The following is a 17,433-nucleotide window of genomic DNA, read 5'->3' as shown; positions in this document are numbered from 1 at the left end:
TAGGTGAGCCTAACCTTGCTCGAACTCGTCGAGTCGAACAAGGGAATCACCATGCAATCTCACTGGTCCACCGTCCTTCGGCGTGGTGCGATCCTTACGGCAACTGCGGCACTGCTGTTCGCGACGTCGGCCTGCGGGGATTCGGACGACGCCACGAGCGCGAGCGAGTCGTCCTCGAAGGCGTCGGAGGCGACCTTCCCGCGCACCGTCGACCACGCGATGGGCCGCACCGAGATCCTCGCCAGGCCCAAGCGTGTCGTCGCGCTCGACATGACCTTCGTCGATGCCGCGCTGGCGCTCCGGGCGGAAGTCGTCGGTTTCACCACGCCGGCCGGTTCCGGGGACAAGCTTCCTTCGTACTTCGGCGACGACGCCCGTACTTACGCGCCCGATGCCAGACCCGTCGGCACGCTGAGCGAACCCGGTCTGGAGAAGATCGCCGCTTTGAAGCCGGATCTGATCCTGTCCGCGAAGGTGCGGCACGAGAAGCTGTACAAGCAACTGAGCGCCATCGCGCCCACCGTGTTCTCGGAGAACACCGGCGCCGGTTGGCAGGGCAATCTGGAGCTGGTCGGCCGATCACTCGGCCGCGAGGACACCGCAAGAGAGCGGCTCGCCGCCTTCACCACCCGCGCTCGCGCGATCGGGGACAACGTCCGTCGGGCCCGGGGAAAGAACCCCGAGGTGTCGGTGGTGCGATTCGTGGACGGCCCCACGCGTGTGTACAAGGAGGACACCTACATCGGCGTCGTCGTGAACGCCCTCGGCTTCGCCATGCCCGCCGCCGCGACCGGCACCGGGTTCAACACGGAGATCTCCGACGAGGAGATCAAGAAGATGGACGCGGACGACATCTTCATCTCCACGTACGCCGACAAGGACGGCCTGTCCAAGCAGACGAGGGAGAAGTTCGCCGCCAACCCCTTGTGGAAGCAGCTCAAGGGCGCCGTCCACGAAGTGAACGACACGACTTGGATGAGCGCGGTCGGTCTGTACGGCGCCGACTCCGTACTGGATGACATCGCTCGCGTGTACCGGGTCCGCGACGCCCGGCAGTGATCACGCGGTTCGCGACCTGTTTCCGCAGACGGTCGTAGCGCCGGCCGCGTGTACGGCATATCGGGAAGCGCCTCCGCGTTCATGTCCCGATGGAGAACGATTTTCCCAACGAGAGGGCTTCACGGCATGCGTGCGATTCGCATCGACGGCTTCGGCGGATTCGACAGGCTGCGGGTGGAGGATGTGTCCGAGCCCCGCCTCGGGATCGGAGACGTTCTCGTCCGCACGATCGCGAGCGCGATCAACCCTGTCGACGACAAAACTCGTCGCGGTGGGATCGCGGGGGCCATGCCGGCGCCGCCCATGGTGCTCGGCTGGGACGTCGCGGGCGTCGTGCTGGATCCGGGTGCGGCCATGGACGATCTGCGGGTCGGGGACCGGGTTTTCGCGATGGTGCCGCAACTGGCGACGGGACACGGCACGTGGGCCGACCTGATCGCGATCCCGGCCCACCAGGTCGCACGGGCACCCGAAGGTACGAGCCTGGTCGAGGCGGCCACCCTGCCACTGCCCGGACTGACCGCGTGGCAGGCGCTGGCTGGGCTCGAACTGCGTTCCGGACAGCGGCTGTTGGTTGCGGGAGGGACCGGCGCCGTCGGTGGCATCGCGGTCCAGCTCGCGCGCCACGTCGGGGTCGAGGTGCACGCGCTCGTCTCGCGGCCCGCTCAGGTCGCCGCCGTCCGGGCGCTGGGTGCCGAGCAAGCTTTCGACGACCCGGCCGCGCTCGAACCGGGCACATACGACGCGGTCTTCGACACGTTCGGCGCCCCGGTGCTCGACGCGATCGCCGACGGCGGGCGTTACACGTCGGTCGCCACCGAGGCCGGCCCCGTCCCCGATCTGTCCCATCGCAAGGTCCGCACCACGCTGCACCAGGTCTCTCCGGACGCCGGGGCGCTGGCCGAGATCGCCCGGCTGGTCGACGCGGGCGCCCTGCGTGCGCGTGTGCACGCGGCCTTCCCGCTCCACCGCGTCCGCGAAGCCCACGAACACTTCGCCCGAGGAGGGCTCACCGGCAAGATCGCTCTGACCTTCTGACCCACACCCCTGGCACGGGCCGCGAAGTCCTCGTCCGCGTGATCCACACGGGCTCGGGCGATCGGGGTCGACGACGCCTTGGACGCGGACCCGGTCGACCGGCTCCACTCCCACCTCGACAACAACGGTGTCCGTCAAAACGGAACAAACTCAAGGACGTCAGCCAACGTCAGCCGTCGACGATCGCCAGTCGGCAATGGCGCAGAAGGTCCGAGGCGTCGGACAGCGCGCGAGCGCCCCGGTCGCGAATTTCGAGCAGTTCCGCGTTCCACGGCGATGCGGTCGCCGCAGCGTCGGTCGTCAGATCGTGCTCACCCGTGCGCGCGGTGACGGCGAGGTGCCCGGCGAAGCCGAATGGCAGCCGCTCGAAGCTCCACCCCGGCCAGGCGGTTGCCGCCGCCATGGCGCGCGACGGCGAGATGCGCGACTGATCCCAGTAACGCACTCGTCGCCCGGGGATGTCGATGACCACGCCGGTATCGATGGTCTCCTCGTGGGGCATCGGATAGGGCTGTTGGGCGAGCAGCGCGGGGACGATGCGTTCGCCGTGGGCCGCGAGCCAGTCCACGGTGTCGCGGGTGGTGAGTTGATAGTCGAGCACCAGACGGTCCGGCCGGATGACGCTGACGACCGCCGAAGCGGGTGCCCACCAGTCGGCGATGCCTTCGAAGTGGCGGACGGACACCACCTCTTGCGCGGGGTTCCAACCGGCGTACCAGCCCTCGCGGGACGTCAGGGGAGCGATCGGAAGCGAACGCGGCCTCTCGTCGCGCCGGACGAGAACAGGGGTCGCTCCGGGGATGACCTCCGGGAAGTCCCCGGGCCCACCCCACGCGTAGCGGACATCCCAACCCATCCACGTCGCAGTCCCGGCCAGTCGCGCCGCGTGACTGTCGATATAGGCCGCGCTCGGGAGGGCGAGGTCACAGCCGTAATAGCGCATGCGGTGGTCGACCAGGTCGAGGGCGAGCCCTCGGCAGAAGGACGAGTCGACGGATCCGGCGGCTCGGTCGTCGTCGACGGGTATGCCCCTGCGTCGGCTTCTGTCGATGAGCCGGGCACGTTCATCCGGGTCCCACACTTCCCAGGAGCCGTATTTCTCCCACGTCACCAGGCACGACGCGTCTTCGTCCCGCAGGAGGTAAACGGTCCAGCAGCCCATGGCGGAAAACCTACTCCTCATGGGAGGACAGGGAGCCAACCGAGCGTGCCGGGTTCGACGGAGGCCGCAGGTACGTCTCTGCGACGACCGCCGCCTCACGACGGCCACGCCCGTGACCGATCGGGCGTCGCGAAAGCCGACGTTGGTCACGCAAGCGCAGGCCGCACACTGCTGTCGGCGCCGCCGCGAGGAGGCCGCTGGGGGTCATGCGGTGCCTGGTCCGCCGGCGAAGGGGCGGCTCAGGCGTCTCGGACGAAGCTCGCGCAGTCCGGACAGTCGTCGAGGTATCGATGCCGACACTCAACGGTGTGTCGCAGGAAGGTGATCGCCTCCTGCCTCTGTGCGATCTCACCTTCGAGGTGGGTGATCTTCGCCCTCACGACCGCCTGGGCCGCCGACTTCGTCGGCGCCATGGCTGCGGTGACCTCGGGCAGGGAAAGACCGACGCGACGCAGTTTCAGGACCGTGCGTACCTGCTCCACGGCCTTGTCGTCGTAGACGCGGTAGCCATGGCCGTCGCGGCCCACGGTCAGTGCCCCGACGTCTTCCCAGTGCCGCAGCACGTGAGCCTCGATCCCCAGCTCGGCGGCCACCTCCCCGATCGTCTTCACCATGTCCGCCTTGCCTTCATGTCGACCTGAACCTCTAGCGTCTCGATCATGCCTGATCTCACCGGCCCCATGGGCAACCCCCGCCGTTCGTCGATCCTGGTCACCGGCGCCGCCGGCAACCTCGGCCGCGAGGTCGTCGACCGCCTCCAGTCGCACGGTGCCCTCCCGCGATGCCTCGAGCGCGATGGGACCGGCCGACGTTCCGGAGTCGAGTGGGTGGTCGGCGATCTCACGGACCCCGCCGCGATGCGCGCGGCGCTCGAGGGCATCGACACCGTGTTTCTGATCTGGCCATTGCTCGACGCGGCCCCCGCCCATGATCTCGTCGCGGAACTCGTCGCAGCGGGCCCTCGCGTCGTCTACCTGTCCTCGACGGCCATAGACGACGAAGCCGCCCGCCAGAGTGATCCCATCGTCCAGGTGCACGCGGACATGGAGGCCCTGCTTCGCGCCGCCGATCTGCGCCCCGTGGTGCTGCGCAGCGACACACTGGCCTCCAACGCCCGTGGCTGGGTGTCGCAGATCCGGGTGGGTGACGTGGTGTCGGGCCCGGACATGGCGCGTACAGCCGTTGTCGACGAGCGCGATGTCGCCGGCGCGGCGGCGGCCGTACTGCTCGGGCGGCACGACCGATGGGATGACGGGCCACACCTGTTGACCGGTCCCGAGGTACTCGGTCGTGCCGATCAGGTCGCTCTCCTCGGTACCGCGCTCGGGCGCCGATTGCGTTTCCGAGCGGTGGCCGCCGACCTCGCACGGTCACGCATGCTCGGGGACGGACGTCCCGAGCGGCTGGTGGAAGCGCTGATCGCCGCCTCGACGCGCCGGCCGGAGTCGAACCGCGTCACCGATCACGTCGAGCGCCTCACCGGCCGACCGGCCGGGACCTTCGCGAGGTGGGCCCTCGACCATGCGGCCGAGTTCGACCGAGGGACAACCGCCGCCCCGCCGAGCGCGCACGATCCGGCGACGCCTGGCCGATGATCGACGATGTCGAAAGGTCGAACCCCGCGTGAAGGCGAACCCCGCGCGCGGGGCACCCCTCGGGCGAACAGGCCCGGGCCACCGGCGGTCCGGGGCCGGCCGGTGGACGAAGCGGCCACACCTCGAAAGCCTCGGGGAAGGCGCGACTGATCCTGGTCCCGCCTCGGACCGACGCGCGAACCGGATCGCGCGTCCCGCCGACCGGCGGTGATCCCCGGAAACCTCCGCGAGCCCCCTCCCGTCGCCCCAGCACGGCGACCGGGACATCCACGAAGCCTGCGCCGTGCCCGGCCATGACGGGGTCAACCCCGGTCAGACCCCCTTGCGGACAGCGATCTTCCATCTGCGCGAGCGCTCGGCTTTGGTGGTGCTGGACACCTGCGAGCACCTCCCGGCCGTGGCCTCTCGCGTGGCCCGCATCCTGATCGAGGAGTGTCCCGGAGTCCACGTCGTGGCAACCAGTCGCGTCCCCTTGCGCACCCCGGGAGAACTGGTGTGGCCGGTGCCGCCCTTGGCCGTCGGCGGCCGAGAGTCGGCGAGGCCCTCGGACGCGGCCCGCCTGTTCGTCGACCGGGTCGCCCTCGTGCGCGGTGACCTCGAATTCTCGGCTTCGATGTGGGCCGAGGTGGAACACATCGCGCAGGCCCTGGACGGCTTCCCGCTGGCGATCGAACTCGCCGCGGCCCGGGTGCGGATGATGACACTCGGTGAGATCGCCTCCGCCCTGGATCTGCGCATCCTCAGTGGAGGCCCGACGCGGGGCCAGGCCCGCCACCAGACCATGCGCCGCTCGCTCGATTGGAGCTGCGCCCTGCTCTCCGAGCAGGAGAAGTGCCTGTTCGCACGGCTGTCGGTATTCGTCGAGGGATGGACCGCCGAGGCCGTGCAAGTGGTTTGTGTCGACGGACATCTGACTGCCGATCAGGTGCTCGACACGTTGACGGCGCTGGTCGAGAAGTCCTTGGTCGTGCGGTCCGCACCACCCTCGGGCGACCGATATCGCCTGCTTTTGCCGATGCGGCAATACGGGGCGGATCTGTTGGCGGCGAAGCCGGTTCCCGCGCGACCGGGAGAGTCCACCGCGGCATCCACCGCCGCGCGTCATCTCGCGTACTTCGTGCGCTTCGCCGAACACGCCGATGTCCGCCTATGGGCACTGCGCCCGAGGAAACACCACCTGTTCGACGCGGAGATGCCCAATTTGCGGGCGGCGTTGGCCGAGGCGTGCCGCCGGGGCTCGACCGACGCGCTTCGCATCACGGCCGCCCTCGGCTCGCACCGGCGCACCCGGGGTTCGCTGGACGAGGGTATCGAGGCAACCCGAAGGACCCTCGCCGCCGTACCCCGTACCCCGTACCCCGTACCCCGTACCCCGTACCCCGTACCCCGTACCCCGTACCCCGTACCCCGTACCGCGCACCCCGCGCGCGCGATGACCCTCGCGGTACAGGCCACCCTCACCTTCTGGGCGGGGGACCCCGCCGCCGCCCACGCCGCCGCGATCGAGGCGATCGAGATCGCCGACCTGATCGGGGACAAGCGGGCCCGCTCGCACGCGCTGCTCCGGCTCGCCAAGGCCACGGCGATCACCGATCCCCAGCTTGGACAACCGATGCTGCACGAGGCGGTCGAACCGGCCGACGCCGGGCCGGATACGGCACCCAGGTGTCGGGCCGCCAGATGGAGTGCGAGTGCTCCGCCCATCGAGAAGCCGCACACGAACATCTCGTCGCACCTGTCGCGCAGCTTGGTGAACGCCGCCTCGACGGCCCCGTACCAGTCCGACCAACGCGTGGTCTTCAAATCCTCCCAGCGCGTTCCGTGACCCGGTAGGAGCGGCAGTACCACGGAATGATCCGCGGCCAGGTACTCGGCCCATGGGCGCAGACTGATCGGAGTTCCGGCGAACCCGTGGGCCATCACGACCCCCGTTCGTCCACCGCCGGCGGCAAACGGGTGGGATCCCTCGGTCGGTTCATCCCGCGAAGGGTTCTGGTGCTCTGTCGGCTCATGCACTGACGGGATGATTCCCGGCTGCGCATGCGGGGGACACGGACAAAGGCGTCGGTCGTTGCTCGAGGTCGCAACCGCCGGCGGTGGGTGAGTGCCGAAGCGAAGCCGGGCGGACGGCCGTGCACGGTCGAGCCGAACGGTGGGACGGGCCGGGTCGGCCGCCGGACGCATTTGTCCAAGTCGGCGCGGGATGAGCGCTGAACGATGGAGGCGCTCGTCCCCTCCCGATCGGATTCCCACGATGCGCTCGCAACCACTTGTCCCCGGGCACCGTCGGAGAACTGCGCACCGGCTGCGCCCGGTTGTCTGGGGAGCGGCGGCGATGCTTCTCGGTTTCGGCGTGGTCGGGTGTGGTGATTCCGGCGGGGGGAATCCGCTTGTCGATGCGGGAGAGGCTCGCAGCGAGGTCGCCTCCCAGGCGCCCGGCGAGGCATCCTCGACCACTGCCGCGTCCGAATCCGCTGCCCCGCGTCCTGGGGCCACGACTGGGCCCTCGGCTCCACCCGCGCTCGCGCAACCCGAGCTTCCGGTCACGCTCTTCGGTCTCCAAAGGCTGCCCCAGGATCCGGACGGCGACGTCGCACGTTTCGTGGGCCGGGAGAACGCGGCGCACGATCCCGAACTCTCCGGCATGCGAACGGTGGTCTACGGCACCGACACCCGCGATTCCGGACGGTTCGCCTACATCACGATCGCCGGGCCCGGAGAGACCAAACCCCGTCTCTACCTCGAGGAACTCTCCGGCCTCGACGGGGAGGTTCGGGTGACGTCTCCGCTGCCCGGGGCGTTCCGGTGTTGGAACTTCGACTCGACAGGCGTGTGCGCCTGGGCCGACGACACACGCTTCCTCGCGGTCGGTGCCAGGCAGAACGTCGCCCCGTTCGAGACGCTGGTGCGCGACATCACCTCGATCCGTCGGACGATCTACGGCTCATGACCACCGTGGTGGCGCAGGGGTCTGTCGGGCGACCCGTGCGCGACGTGTTCGCCCAGGGCGCCGGCGCTGCGACCCGACGTGGGTCGCGAGGCGCCAGGGCGCCGACACCAGGCCGCCCGGGTCCGGGCGCGCGGGCCGAATCGAACCGGTGACGGCCGAGCCTGGATCAGGCGAGTTCGGCGTGGACAGCGCGGGAAACAACCTCGATCGCCTGTATGGACTTCCGCATCGTCGGCTTTCCCTCGGTCAACACCGCGATCGAATACTCGGATCGTCCTCCCCTGAAGAATCCGACGCTGTGGACTCGCCACGATCCCGACGATCGTTGCAGCCAACCATTCTTCAGGTATGCCGATTCCTTGTCGTGCGCTCCCGCCGTGACACCCCAACGCTGTGATTCGGTGACTCGGCTCATCATCTCCGCCGCTTTCGCGCGAGAACCTTCGTGGACGACGGGATTGTCGTACGCGAGCACGGCCAACAGCTTGATCTGATCGGCGGCGCTGGTCTGGGTCAGGCCCCAGACGCCATCCCGATCCGGGACGGTCGTGGTGGCGCCGATCATGCCGAGGAAGCCGGATATGCGGGCGACGCCGAGTCGATGCCAGAGCTCGGTGGTCGCCTCGTTGTCCGACTGCTCGATCATCCGGGCCGCCAACTCCTGCTCATCCCAGGTCAGTTCGCGGCCCTCGTCCTCGGCTCTGCGCAGAAGCGCACCGAGAACGGCTATCTTGACGACGCTGGCGGAATCGAATCTTCGCGCCGAATCGTAGGTGCAGGTCGTGTTTCCGATGCGCTCGTGTATCGCCACGGCGATGTGGCCGGGATGTCGCTCCACGGCCCTGCCGATGTCGCGCGAGAGCGAAGCGGCCAATTGCCTGTCGCCGGACGAACACTCGACGCGCGGACCACCGCGATCCGTTCCGGGCGCGTTTTCCCATGGCCGCCACAGAACGACCGTGAGGGAGACCAGCGTACAGAGGACGGTCGCGTAGACCAGGACCCGATCACGAGGCCGCTTCCGTGCGAGCTCCCCGTCTTCTTCGCGAAGTGGTGAGTGTTCCGTCATGTGACCGGCCTCCATGGTGACCCAGCGAGTTCCGATGACCGAACCTGGCACGGAGGCCGGATGGGCGCTTGCAGGAACCCGCCAACCGCTCGTGACCCGGTGGGCGAGTCCAGCGCCGACGAGGCCACCGCAGGCCTGCGCCACGTGGGCCGGCAGGACGAGGAGCGGGTGGCCGTGTCCGTGGGTCCCGACGGGAATGTCGTCGCTTTGTGGGCACGGCGCGGTGGCCTTCCGGTGCTCGTGTCCGCGACAACCCGTTCGGGAGGCGCGACGCTTCCGGACCCGCGTGTGCCACGGCCGGTGACCGTCCGCGTCTCGACGCACACGCCCGAGCCGACGGGGTCCGTCGAACTCGCCGGCCTCGAACCGGCCCATGTCACCGTCCAGCCGTTGCCCGAGAACCGGATTCTGGTGGGGACGCCAGAGCTCGGCGGCATCCGGACGGGCTCGACGGCGCCCAGCGGCGCGGAGCAGTTCGCTCCGCGATTTTCACCATAGGTGCGGAGCAAATCGCTCCGCAAAGGTTAGGGTGGACACATGACGAGTTCGCGTTCGTGGCGCAGCGACGAGGTGGCCCGTAACGACCGGGCCCTGCTCAAGGCCGCGCGTGAGGTGATCGGCGAGGACGGCGCGCACGCCTCGGTGGCCTCCATCGCGGCGCGCGCCGGGGTCGGCGTGGGAACCCTCTACCGGCGCTACCGAACCAAACGGGAACTCTTCCAGCGTCTGTGCGAGATCGCGCTGGGCGAGTACCTGGCGGCCGCGCGGATCGCGCTCGACATGGACGATCCATGGGAGGGCATCCGGCATTACGCGAAGACGTCGATCCACTCCGGGCCGGGGTCGCTCGCGCCGATCGCCGGGACGATCGAGACGACCGACGCGATGAACTCCCTCGCCGAGGAATCCGACGGCGCGGTGGCCGTACTCGTCGAACGCGGCCACCGCGCCGGGGTCCTGCGCGAGGGGGTGAGCGCGGCGGACCTCGAGCTGCTCATCGAGCAATTGTCGACCTCTCCGCTCGTGGAGCACCTCAACCGCCAGGGGCGCGCCGACCTGATGCAGGCCGCCCGGCAGGCGCGAGAACGCATCGTCGACATCGCCCTGGACGGCCTGCGCGCGACCCCTGCGGGTCCGGTGCCCGGGACCGAACCCGGATACGAACTGTTCACCGAACGGTGGAACCCGCACCCGCGAACGGGTCCCGCCGTCGCGACCGAGGAGGAAAGTCGATGAGAGCCGCAGCCCTGACCGAGTACGGCCCACCCGAGGTCCTGCGCAGTGTGGAGCTTCCTGACCCTCGGGTGGGCCCGGGCCAGGTACGTGTGCGCCCTCGGATCGCGGGCGTGCAACCCTTCGACTGCGGGGTCCGCACCGGTGTCTTTCCCCGCACGCTGACCGGAGACTTCCCGATCGTCCCGGGCAACGAGTTCGCCGGCACGATCGACCGCATCGGGCCGGGCGTCACCGGATTCGCGGTCGGGGATTCGGTTCTGGGGTTCTGCACCCTGGGCGCCTATGCCGAGAGCCTGGTCGTCGCCGCGGATCAGGTCGCGCGCAAACCAGGCGGCATGTCGTGGGAGACCGCCGGCTGCTTCTCCGGTTCCGCCCAGGGGGCTCGCAACGCCTTCGCCGAGATGCGGGTGACAAGCGGGGATGTGGTCCTGATCAACGGGGCCTCCGGGGGACTGGGAACCATGGCGGTGCAACTTGCCCGCGCCAAGGGCGCGGCCAAGGTCGTCGGCACCGCGAGCGAGGCGAACCACGACTACGTCAGGGCACTCGGTGCCGTCCCGGTCGCCTACGGACCCGGCCTGGCGGACCGACTGCGTGCGGTGGTCCCCGAGGGATTCGACACGGCTCTGGGCTTCGAGCCGGACGGCCTGCGCGCGTCCCTGGACGTCGTCCACGACCGGACCCGAGTGGTGACCATGGTTTACTCCGACGAGATCGCCGCGCTGGGTATCCAGGACTGGACCGGTGTGCGCAGCGCCGAGGGCATGTCCGAGATGCTCGCCCTCTACGAACGCGGCGATCTGACCGTACACGTGCGTGCCCGCTACCCGTTGGCCGATGCCGCCGCCGCACACCGGGACGTCGGTGCCGGGCACGGCAGAGGGAAGGTCGTCATCTCCATCGCCTGAGCGCCCAACCGAGGGACGAGACCTGCTCCGCGGGCCGGGCCCGAGGATGCCCGAGGAGGAGCGGTTCCTTTGGATCGTCGACTCATGCAGCCGGAGCGCTTTCGGCGATGATGTGGTGATACGACCGGGTCGGCGATCGTGCGGCCGAAAATCCGGCTGTTGTATCAAGTCGAGCGTTTCGGCAACCGGTTCGGCCGCGTCGAGGCCGATATTCTCGCGCATCCGGTCCGGGACTTCTTCGGGTGACCTGGGCAACCGTGCCGGATCCTCGGCAATTTGGTCCGCATTCGGCGACAGTATCCATTTCGGTTCGAAGGCGCAGTTGTCCGGGACGTCGAACTCGGTGGGCGCGTTCATCATGAAGCGCACCGGGAATTACGTGCCCTGCTCGGGTCGGTGCATGAGGCCGCGCAACTCGACCGAGGCATCCAGTGCTTCCCGGGGTGTTGGATTGTGGATAGGAAAAACGCGCCGAACGAGAAAGGCGTCCGCGAGAACGATGAGCGGAGGTGAGGGCCGCAAGTGCTAGCTTCGGCACGTGAATTCCGAAGGCATCGCGCACACGACTCCCACAGGTCCTCGGACGGAGGGTCAATCGACCCACCCGGATGAGCTCTTGACCGATCCCCATTTTCTTGTGCACGCGGATCCGGACCGGGTTCTCACGTTGTCACAACAGGCCGAGGGGGACGTCGCACGACTGTCCGCCGCCGTCTATCGAACCTCGTCAAGGCTGCATCGCACGGCTGAGCCCGCCGTGCGCCGCGCGGTCCTGGCCGTGGACGCGGCTCGCTGGGGGGCGGGATCGTTGAGCGATCGGTTTGCCGAAGTCCCGATGAGGAAGGGAAATCGACGCCGTTTCGGGTCTCCTGGGCAACAGGTGCCCGATTGGACGGTGCGGTGTTGTGGAGCGCCGAGATGGATCGCGACGAGTGGGGTCACGCCTGGTCGGCCGCTGCGCTGGTCGCGGGTGTGGTCGACGGGCGTGCGGTGGTGACAGCCGTTTGGTCCGTCGGGAATAGAGCACGCACGTGGGATGTATTGACCGGTGAGACCGTCCGTCGCCTTGCCATGCCACAGGACGTCGAAGCACTGGAATACGTGGAAATAGATGGTCAATCATCGTTCGTGGTCAGCGGGACCAGCGTCGTCGACGGCTTGAGCTTGCCAACCCCATGGCGTATCGACTGTGTGACCGGACTGCCCATCGACATGCCGAAGGGTCGCCGTCAACCGGGGGCCGTGGACTGGCGACAGCGGTCCTGAACGGCCGCGCGATCGCGATATCCGGGGGCCGTGATAACGGCAGGTTGCAAGCGTGGGACCTGGTTGGCGGACACCCGCTCGGGCCGCCGTTCGAGAAGCACACCGACCCTGTGGAGAATGTGGCGACCGCCATGCTGGACGGTCGCATTGTGGCGGTTACCGGAGACCGCAGTGGCGTTGTTCGAGTGTGGGATCCCGTGGAGGGTCGGGAGGTGCGCGAACCGCTGCAGGTCGCGGTCCACTATCGCAACAATCTGGTCACGTTCACGCTCGACGGCCGCCCCTCGGTGATCACCGACGGCACGAACGCTGGGCTCGTACTCCACGATCTGGACACCGGCGAACCGGTTCGGCAACTGCTACCGGACTCCAGGCTCGGGCTGGGGCCTCAAGCGGTGGCGGTTGCCGAGCCGGCGGGGCGTCCCGTTGTCATCGCCGGTGGATCGGGCGCGTGCCATGTCCTGGACCCGGCCACCGGGGACCCCCTGTGTGATCCGTTGCCGGTCGGAAAAGCCGACCCGGGCTTGGTGACGGTGGTCGATGCGGGCATCGGCCCGGTCGTGGTCGCCACCACCTACGCCAAAGTGTGGGCATGGGATCTGGCGGCCGCGTGCGAGGGGAGGGAGGCCGTGGGCCCGCGTGTACTTCCCGGCACGCTCACTGCCTTGAGCGTCGATGAATCGAAGGGAGTAAGCAGCATCGTCAGCGAGCACGCGGACCATGAGCGTATGGCCGGTCACAGACTCGGCACCAGTTACCTGTGCGTTACCGACCTCGCCGAAGGGACCCCGGTGCGACCGCCCGTCGAGCTACGCGGCGAAGGAGCGACGCGACTCGACCTGACTCGAATTGCCGGGGAAGCGGTTGCCGTCGTCGATGCCGCCAAGAAGCCGAGGCTGCTGCGTGTGTCGGACGGCACACCGATCGCGACGGCGTTCACCAACGCCCCCGCCTCAGAGGGTCGGTTTCCGCGATAGCCACGGGCTACTTGAAAGATCGGCCGATTGCGGTCGTTGGTGGAGATTTCAACGAGGGTCGTGTCTGGTATCTCGACGACGGGGCGATGTGTGGTGTGACCATGGGGCGCGGGGGTTTCTCAAAGCGGATCACCGCCGCGGCGATCGGAGTCGTCCGAGACCGTCCGGTGGTTGTCTTTGCCCGCCAGGGCCCAGGCTCCGGTCCACTCCACGTGTGGTGGGCGTCCAGCGGACGGCGCGTGTGCGAACCGGACTCCGGCCACCGCGGGAACGTACGCGCCATCGCGTTCACCGATCTCGACGCCGGCCCCGTCGCGGTGACCGCGGGCGACGACCGCCTGGTCTGCGTCTGGTCCCTGTCCATAGGCAAACGCGTGCGCGCCGCCCTTACGGGCCACACCGCGCCCGTCCGCGCCGCCGCGACCCTGCGCGGGGTGGCGCGCCCGGTCGTCGCCACGGGCGGCGAGGACGGGACAGTGCGCCTGTGGGATCTCGACCGCGAGCGTCAACTCGCCCGCCTGGACCTGCCCGATGCCGTGACCAGCCTGGCGCCCACCTCCGATGGCCGCCTCGTCGTCGGATTCGGCCAGGACCTGGCCGTGATCGCGCCACACATCGACTGGGATCGCTGACTCGTCCCGGCCGACTCGTCCCGGCGGACGTGGGGCGTACCGTCCCTGGGATCTGCCGCCTCGCGCCCAAGTCGAGGTCGTGACCGATGTCGAAGTCGTCATCGCGGATGTGCGACCGTGCCCGGTGGCCCGGGCGCGGTTGTATCGGGAGCTGCCACCGGTGGCCCCACCACCGAACCGAGACGATCTCGAACAGCGAACAGGGCGATTCCTACTCGCATTCACGCCGACCTACGGGAGCCACGTCGAGAGCCCGGAGACGTCCTGGTCCGCACGATCGCGAGCGCCGTCGACCCGGTCGACGACAAGACTCGGGCCGGCGGGATCCGCGGCGACATGCGGCCCCGCCCATGGTGCTCGGTTGGGACGTCGCGGGCGTAGTGCTGGATCCGGGTACGGCGTCGCAGCAATTACAGGTCGGGGACCGAGTGTTCGCGATGGTCCCGCAATCGGCGACGGGACGTGGGCGGACCTGATCGTGGTCTTCAGTCACCGGTGACTCGATTCCGCGCCCCCGGCTCGCCGGCGTCGCCTTCCGGCTCCGCCAGGAACGCACCGACCGAAGCGGGCTCGGCGGCGCCGAACCGCTTGTGGATCGCGACGGCCCTCCGGAGCTCGGCCGGCACGGCGCGCCGGCCCCCGGTCCCCGCCGGAATGCGCGCATCACCGTCCGGGGCTTGTGTCTCTCCGTCGTCGCCGCCGCGCCGGTCGACGAACTCGCGTTCGCCGGCGGGAGCGAGCGGCTCAACGTACGCCCGGGCGACACGGAGAACGTGATCGTGAAGGCCCCAAGGGGGATACGGCCACCTTCACGTTCGACAAGGCGTTGACCGGGGTGGACCATCAAGCCCGGTTCCACCTGCTCCGGCAGCGGCCTGGTGTACACCTGTGCGGCCAATACCATCGGGCTCGACAGCGAATCGTGGAATTTCGCGCTCACCGCCGGCGCCGGGGTCACGGTCCCGCAGAACGCCGACCTGACCGTGGTCGACAAGAACGGCAAGACCGTGAAGGGCAGCGTTTCGGTCAACCACCGCGGCCAGTTGGAGCCGCCGGCCCAGAGCCTCGTCTATGCGGAAACGAGGTCCCCCTGGCAATCGCGAGTGCCGCGCTCCTCGTGGCCGGTGCGGCCGCTGCCCTGTACGCCAGGCGTCGACGCACCTCGGGAGTCGCCTGACGCGGATTGTCGCCCCGTCGCGAGACTCGGGACGCGGAACACGGCCAAGCTTTGCCGCGTCCCGCATCGCGGTTGCCGAGAAACGATCCCGTCTCCGGTCGCTCGCATCGCAGGTCGGCTCCAAGCCATCCGCGGCGTCACCGAAGTCGCGAACCAACGCGTCCGGATCCGTCTCGGTGGTCTCCGCGCCGCGGCTCCTCCGCCGCCTCGGCGATAGTCCGAAAACGTGGACGATTCTCAGCAGGCTCGTCGAACCGGCTGCCTCGGCGCGGCCGGGCGACTCGGTGATGGCGAAGCGCTCGTCAGGCTGCCCGTCGTGCGAACCACCGCGCCGTTGCGCAGTAGTTCCCCACCCCAGACCCCCCATGACTCATTGCGGGCCAGGGCCTCGGTCAGGCAGAGCGTATTCAACAGGCACGCTCGGCACGTCGACTTGGCGCTCTCGATGCCTGTGAACGTCTCGTCGAAGAAGGCCTCCGGATCGCGTGAGCGGCACGGCACCGCGCCGCCCAGTGCTCGTATCCGGTCATGCAGAGTCGGCTCCGAGTACACCTCTCGGGCAGCACGTCTCGCGGTGAACATGGTTTCTCTCATTCCGTGTTTCGGGCAAGGGCGTGGGCGCCGTCCTGGACGCCCGCACCGCATCCGGCAAGCGTGCTCCCACGTACGTCGGTGCGCTTGTAGGAAGCCGCCGGATCGCGGACCCAACCACCGGCGCGCGCCGCGTCTTTCTCCGTCGAGTCCGCGGTCGGCGCGAAGCCGCACGCGGACACGCATAACGTGACCGGCATCGAGGAGTCCGCCCCCGGCATGGACCCGTCACCGGCCCATGGCACCCGACGGTTCGCCGGGTCGATCGTGAAGGGATCGATTCACGGACGGCGATACCGGATGGCCATCGAAGCCTCCCACCGGAAGGCGTTGGGCTTCACGAGAAATCGTTTGGTCGAGGTAGCCAACCCCTCGCACGGGATGTTCGTTCTATACGGGTGTGACGGAGATCCCGACGAGGGTTCCGACGCGCGAGCGGGGAGGACGGATGGGGGTTGACGCGGAAGCTGTGCGGTCCTTGGTGGCCGCTCGCGGCCAGGCACTCAAGCGCTACGCCTTTTTGTTGTGTGGGGACGACGACCGGGCCGACGACCTCGTCCAGGAGGCATTGGTCCGTACCCTCGCTCGGCAGCACCCGCGCGACCTCGCGGAGTTGGAGGCGTACGTCCGCCGGGTCGTCGTCAACGTCGTGATCGACGAGGCCCGGCGGGCGGGTCGGTGGGCGCGCTTGCGACCGATGCTGCGTGCCCGGCAGGTGCTGTTCGACGTTGAGGGGCCGGAGTCGCAGGTGTCCGCGCGATTGTGGACGCGCGAGTTGTTGCGGCGATTGCCCCCGGGGCAGCGGGCCTGTCTGGTCCTGTACTACCTGGAGGATCTTCCGGTCGCCGAGATCGCCAACATTTTGGGGTGTGGCCAGGGGTCGGTGAAGAGCCAGTTGAGCGCCGCGCGCGGCGCGTTGCGGCGGATGTCGACGGGTGCGGGCACTACGAACGGAAAGGAGGAGGCAGATCATGAGCTCGAACGGAGATGACATCCGCCAAGCCCTGGAGACTCTTTCCCGAGAGGCGAGCCCGCTCCGGGAGATGCCCGGGGAGGCGCTGGTGAAGGAAGCCGGCCGACGGCGGCGACGGCGCCGGTTGCGTGGCGCGGGGATGGCAACCGCGGCGGCGATGACGCTGACGGTGTGCGGGGTCGGGGTCTTCGCCGTGGCGGCGCGCAAGTCCACGTCCCCCCATCCGTCGGCTGCCGTGCCCGTCCCCGGCGACACGCCTTCATGGGGTGCGCAGGAGCCGGGCCTGTTCACGTGCGGTCGACCGATCGGGCTTCCCACTACCGAGCGGTTCGACGGGGTCGGTCTGTCGCCGTTGACCGTCGAACGTCCCACCGAGGCACCGGACGGTCCGCCTCGGGTCACGGCCGCACTGAGCCTGCCCCGACCAGTGGGCCTCGACTCCACCGAGGTGTATCCGACCGTGTTGGTGTTGTGGGACGAGGTCGTGGTGGGCGGCCCGATCCAGGCCGGGGGGACTCCGGCGGGGCGTCCGCTGCGCAGCCCGGATTGGCCTCTTGGGGATCGGACGATCCGGCAGTTGGCCCCCGACTGGCTGTGTGGAGCGGCGACCTGGCAGCAGGTATGGGCGGATCCGGGCAGGTACACACTGGCCCTGGTGATGACACCGCCGAAGGCGCAGGGCACCCGGATCGGCGATCGCCCGCTCGACGCTTCGAACCCGTTGTTGATCGCCAAGCTACCGCTCGCGATTGCACTCGACCCACCACCGTGAGGCGTGCATCGAGTCGCCACGATGCTTC

The 17,433-nt window shown here is 69.0% G+C and carries 17 protein-coding genes and 1 pseudogene; 13 read left to right on the top strand and 5 right to left on the bottom strand.

The features are described from left to right. Positions 1–3: 3 nt before the first annotated feature. Both EMA17_RS22350 and EMA17_RS22345 read left to right on the top strand, forming a co-directional pair. Positions 4–1,059: an ABC transporter substrate-binding protein gene (locus EMA17_RS22350; RefSeq protein WP_218042980.1), complete on the top strand. Its 1,056-nt coding sequence runs from the start codon at positions 4–6 to the stop codon at positions 1,057–1,059. Positions 1,060–1,140: 81 nt separating this feature from the next. Next, positions 1,141–2,097 (top strand): NADP-dependent oxidoreductase, encoded by a 957-nt coding sequence (locus EMA17_RS22345; RefSeq protein ID WP_307721556.1) that lies wholly within the window; start codon positions 1,141–1,143, stop codon positions 2,095–2,097. A 169-nt stretch (positions 2,098–2,266) separates the two neighbouring features. Here the strand turns inward: EMA17_RS22345 and EMA17_RS22340 are convergent, their stop codons facing one another. Then, positions 2,267–3,259: a hypothetical protein gene (locus EMA17_RS22340; RefSeq protein ID WP_126638883.1), complete on the bottom strand. Its 993-nt coding sequence runs from the start codon at positions 3,257–3,259 to the stop codon at positions 2,267–2,269. 239 nt (positions 3,260–3,498) lie between these two features. Next, a complete protein-coding gene (locus EMA17_RS22335) occupies positions 3,499–3,873 on the bottom strand; it encodes a MerR family transcriptional regulator (RefSeq protein WP_246126827.1) in 375 nt (124 codons plus the stop codon). A gap of 45 nt (positions 3,874–3,918) precedes the next feature. Here EMA17_RS22335 and EMA17_RS22330 point away from each other — a divergent pair, with 45 nt between their 5' ends. Beyond that, positions 3,919–4,854, top strand: coding sequence for an NmrA family NAD(P)-binding protein (locus EMA17_RS22330; RefSeq protein WP_126638882.1), 936 nt, complete (start codon positions 3,919–3,921; stop codon positions 4,852–4,854). A 613-nt stretch (positions 4,855–5,467) separates the two neighbouring features. Further along, a pseudogene (locus tag EMA17_RS56395) lies at positions 5,468–5,887 on the top strand (winged helix-turn-helix domain-containing protein); the annotation flags it as partial. Between the two features lie 68 nt (positions 5,888–5,955). On the opposite strand, the gene EMA17_RS56005 reads toward EMA17_RS56395, so the two are convergent. Further along, positions 5,956–6,774 carry an alpha/beta hydrolase gene (locus tag EMA17_RS56005; RefSeq protein ID WP_176605553.1) on the bottom strand — a complete coding sequence of 273 codons (819 nt, stop codon included), beginning with the start codon at positions 6,772–6,774 and terminating at the stop codon, positions 5,956–5,958. A gap of 682 nt (positions 6,775–7,456) precedes the next feature. On the opposite strand from EMA17_RS56005, the gene EMA17_RS22320 reads away from it, so the two are divergent. Then, on the top strand, positions 7,457–7,804 hold the full coding sequence (locus tag EMA17_RS22320) for a hypothetical protein (RefSeq protein WP_126638881.1): 348 nt from the start codon (positions 7,457–7,459) through the stop codon (positions 7,802–7,804). 166 nt (positions 7,805–7,970) lie between these two features. Here the strand turns inward: EMA17_RS22320 and EMA17_RS22315 are convergent, their stop codons facing one another. Beyond that, complete coding sequence (locus tag EMA17_RS22315; RefSeq protein WP_160161504.1) at positions 7,971–8,873, bottom strand: serine hydrolase; 903 nt, start codon at positions 8,871–8,873, stop codon at positions 7,971–7,973. 537 nt (positions 8,874–9,410) lie between these two features. Between EMA17_RS22315 and EMA17_RS22310 the strand changes: the two genes are divergently transcribed. The 6 genes from EMA17_RS22310 (at position 9,411) to EMA17_RS56000 (ending at position 14,368) form a co-directional block, all read left to right on the top strand. Further along, positions 9,411–10,109, top strand: coding sequence for a TetR/AcrR family transcriptional regulator (locus EMA17_RS22310; RefSeq protein WP_126638879.1), 699 nt, complete (start codon positions 9,411–9,413; stop codon positions 10,107–10,109). Beyond that, positions 10,106–11,017 (top strand): NADP-dependent oxidoreductase, encoded by a 912-nt coding sequence (locus EMA17_RS22305; RefSeq protein WP_126638878.1) that lies wholly within the window; start codon positions 10,106–10,108, stop codon positions 11,015–11,017. The genes EMA17_RS22310 and EMA17_RS22305 overlap by 4 nt, the downstream gene beginning before the upstream one ends. 918 nt (positions 11,018–11,935) lie before the next feature. Then, positions 11,936–12,283, top strand: coding sequence for a hypothetical protein (locus EMA17_RS22300; protein ID WP_126638877.1), 348 nt, complete (start codon positions 11,936–11,938; stop codon positions 12,281–12,283). Positions 12,284–12,327: 44 nt separating this feature from the next. After that, the gene (locus EMA17_RS22295) at positions 12,328–13,260 is read left to right on the top strand and encodes a WD40 repeat domain-containing protein (RefSeq protein WP_126638876.1); all 933 of its coding nucleotides are present in this window, start codon (positions 12,328–12,330) and stop codon (positions 13,258–13,260) included. Between the two features lie 239 nt (positions 13,261–13,499). Then, on the top strand, positions 13,500–13,892 hold the full coding sequence (locus tag EMA17_RS51890; RefSeq protein WP_160161503.1) for a WD40 repeat domain-containing protein: 393 nt from the start codon (positions 13,500–13,502) through the stop codon (positions 13,890–13,892). Positions 13,893–13,978: 86 nt separating this feature from the next. Beyond that, positions 13,979–14,368, top strand: a complete 390-nt coding sequence (locus EMA17_RS56000; RefSeq protein WP_126638874.1) for an alcohol dehydrogenase catalytic domain-containing protein — start codon at positions 13,979–13,981, stop codon at positions 14,366–14,368. Positions 14,369–15,306: 938 nt separating this feature from the next. Here the strand turns inward: EMA17_RS56000 and EMA17_RS22280 are convergent. Further along, positions 15,307–15,651 (bottom strand): WhiB family transcriptional regulator, encoded by a 345-nt coding sequence (locus EMA17_RS22280; protein ID WP_246126826.1) that lies wholly within the window; start codon positions 15,649–15,651, stop codon positions 15,307–15,309. A 457-nt stretch (positions 15,652–16,108) separates the two neighbouring features. Here EMA17_RS22280 and EMA17_RS22275 point away from each other — a divergent pair, with 457 nt between their 5' ends. Together EMA17_RS22275 and EMA17_RS22270 are read left to right on the top strand one after the other, a co-directional pair. After that, a complete protein-coding gene (locus tag EMA17_RS22275; protein ID WP_126638872.1) occupies positions 16,109–16,651 on the top strand; it encodes an RNA polymerase sigma factor in 543 nt (180 codons plus the stop codon). After that, positions 16,632–17,405 (top strand): hypothetical protein, encoded by a 774-nt coding sequence (locus tag EMA17_RS22270; RefSeq protein ID WP_126638871.1) that lies wholly within the window; start codon positions 16,632–16,634, stop codon positions 17,403–17,405. The genes EMA17_RS22275 and EMA17_RS22270 overlap by 20 nt, the downstream gene beginning before the upstream one ends. Positions 17,406–17,433: the final 28 nt, after the last annotated feature.

The organism is Embleya hyalina, assembly GCF_003967355.1.
GTDB classification, from domain to species: Bacteria; Actinomycetota; Actinomycetes; order Streptomycetales; family Streptomycetaceae; genus Embleya; species Embleya hyalina.
The sequence above is the reverse complement of the archived record's forward strand: the minus strand, read 5'-3'. Positions and strand labels throughout refer to the sequence as shown.

Coding starts and splice junctions, on each gene's coding strand:
- EMA17_RS22330 (WP_126638882.1), top strand. CDS start 3,919: ATGCCTGATCTCACCGGCCCCATGGGCAACCCCCGCCGTTCGTCGATC.
- EMA17_RS22305 (WP_126638878.1), top strand. CDS start 10,106: ATGAGAGCCGCAGCCCTGACCGAGTACGGCCCACCCGAGGTCCTGCGC.
- EMA17_RS22280 (WP_246126826.1), bottom strand. CDS start 15,651: ATGTTCACCGCGAGACGTGCTGCCCGAGAGGTGTACTCGGAGCCGACT.
- EMA17_RS22335 (WP_246126827.1), bottom strand. CDS start 3,873: ATGGTGAAGACGATCGGGGAGGTGGCCGCCGAGCTGGGGATCGAGGCT.
- EMA17_RS22270 (WP_126638871.1), top strand. CDS start 16,632: ATGAGCTCGAACGGAGATGACATCCGCCAAGCCCTGGAGACTCTTTCC.
- EMA17_RS56005 (WP_176605553.1), bottom strand. CDS start 6,774: ATGGCCCACGGGTTCGCCGGAACTCCGATCAGTCTGCGCCCATGGGCC.
- EMA17_RS22340 (WP_126638883.1), bottom strand. CDS start 3,259: ATGGGCTGCTGGACCGTTTACCTCCTGCGGGACGAAGACGCGTCGTGC.
- EMA17_RS22345 (WP_307721556.1), top strand. CDS start 1,141: ATGTCCCGATGGAGAACGATTTTCCCAACGAGAGGGCTTCACGGCATG.
- EMA17_RS56000 (WP_126638874.1), top strand. CDS start 13,979: ATGTCGAAGTCGTCATCGCGGATGTGCGACCGTGCCCGGTGGCCCGGG.
- EMA17_RS22315 (WP_160161504.1), bottom strand. CDS start 8,873: ATGACGGAACACTCACCACTTCGCGAAGAAGACGGGGAGCTCGCACGG.
- EMA17_RS22275 (WP_126638872.1), top strand. CDS start 16,109: ATGGGGGTTGACGCGGAAGCTGTGCGGTCCTTGGTGGCCGCTCGCGGC.
- EMA17_RS22310 (WP_126638879.1), top strand. CDS start 9,411: ATGACGAGTTCGCGTTCGTGGCGCAGCGACGAGGTGGCCCGTAACGAC.
- EMA17_RS22300 (WP_126638877.1), top strand. CDS start 11,936: ATGGATCGCGACGAGTGGGGTCACGCCTGGTCGGCCGCTGCGCTGGTC.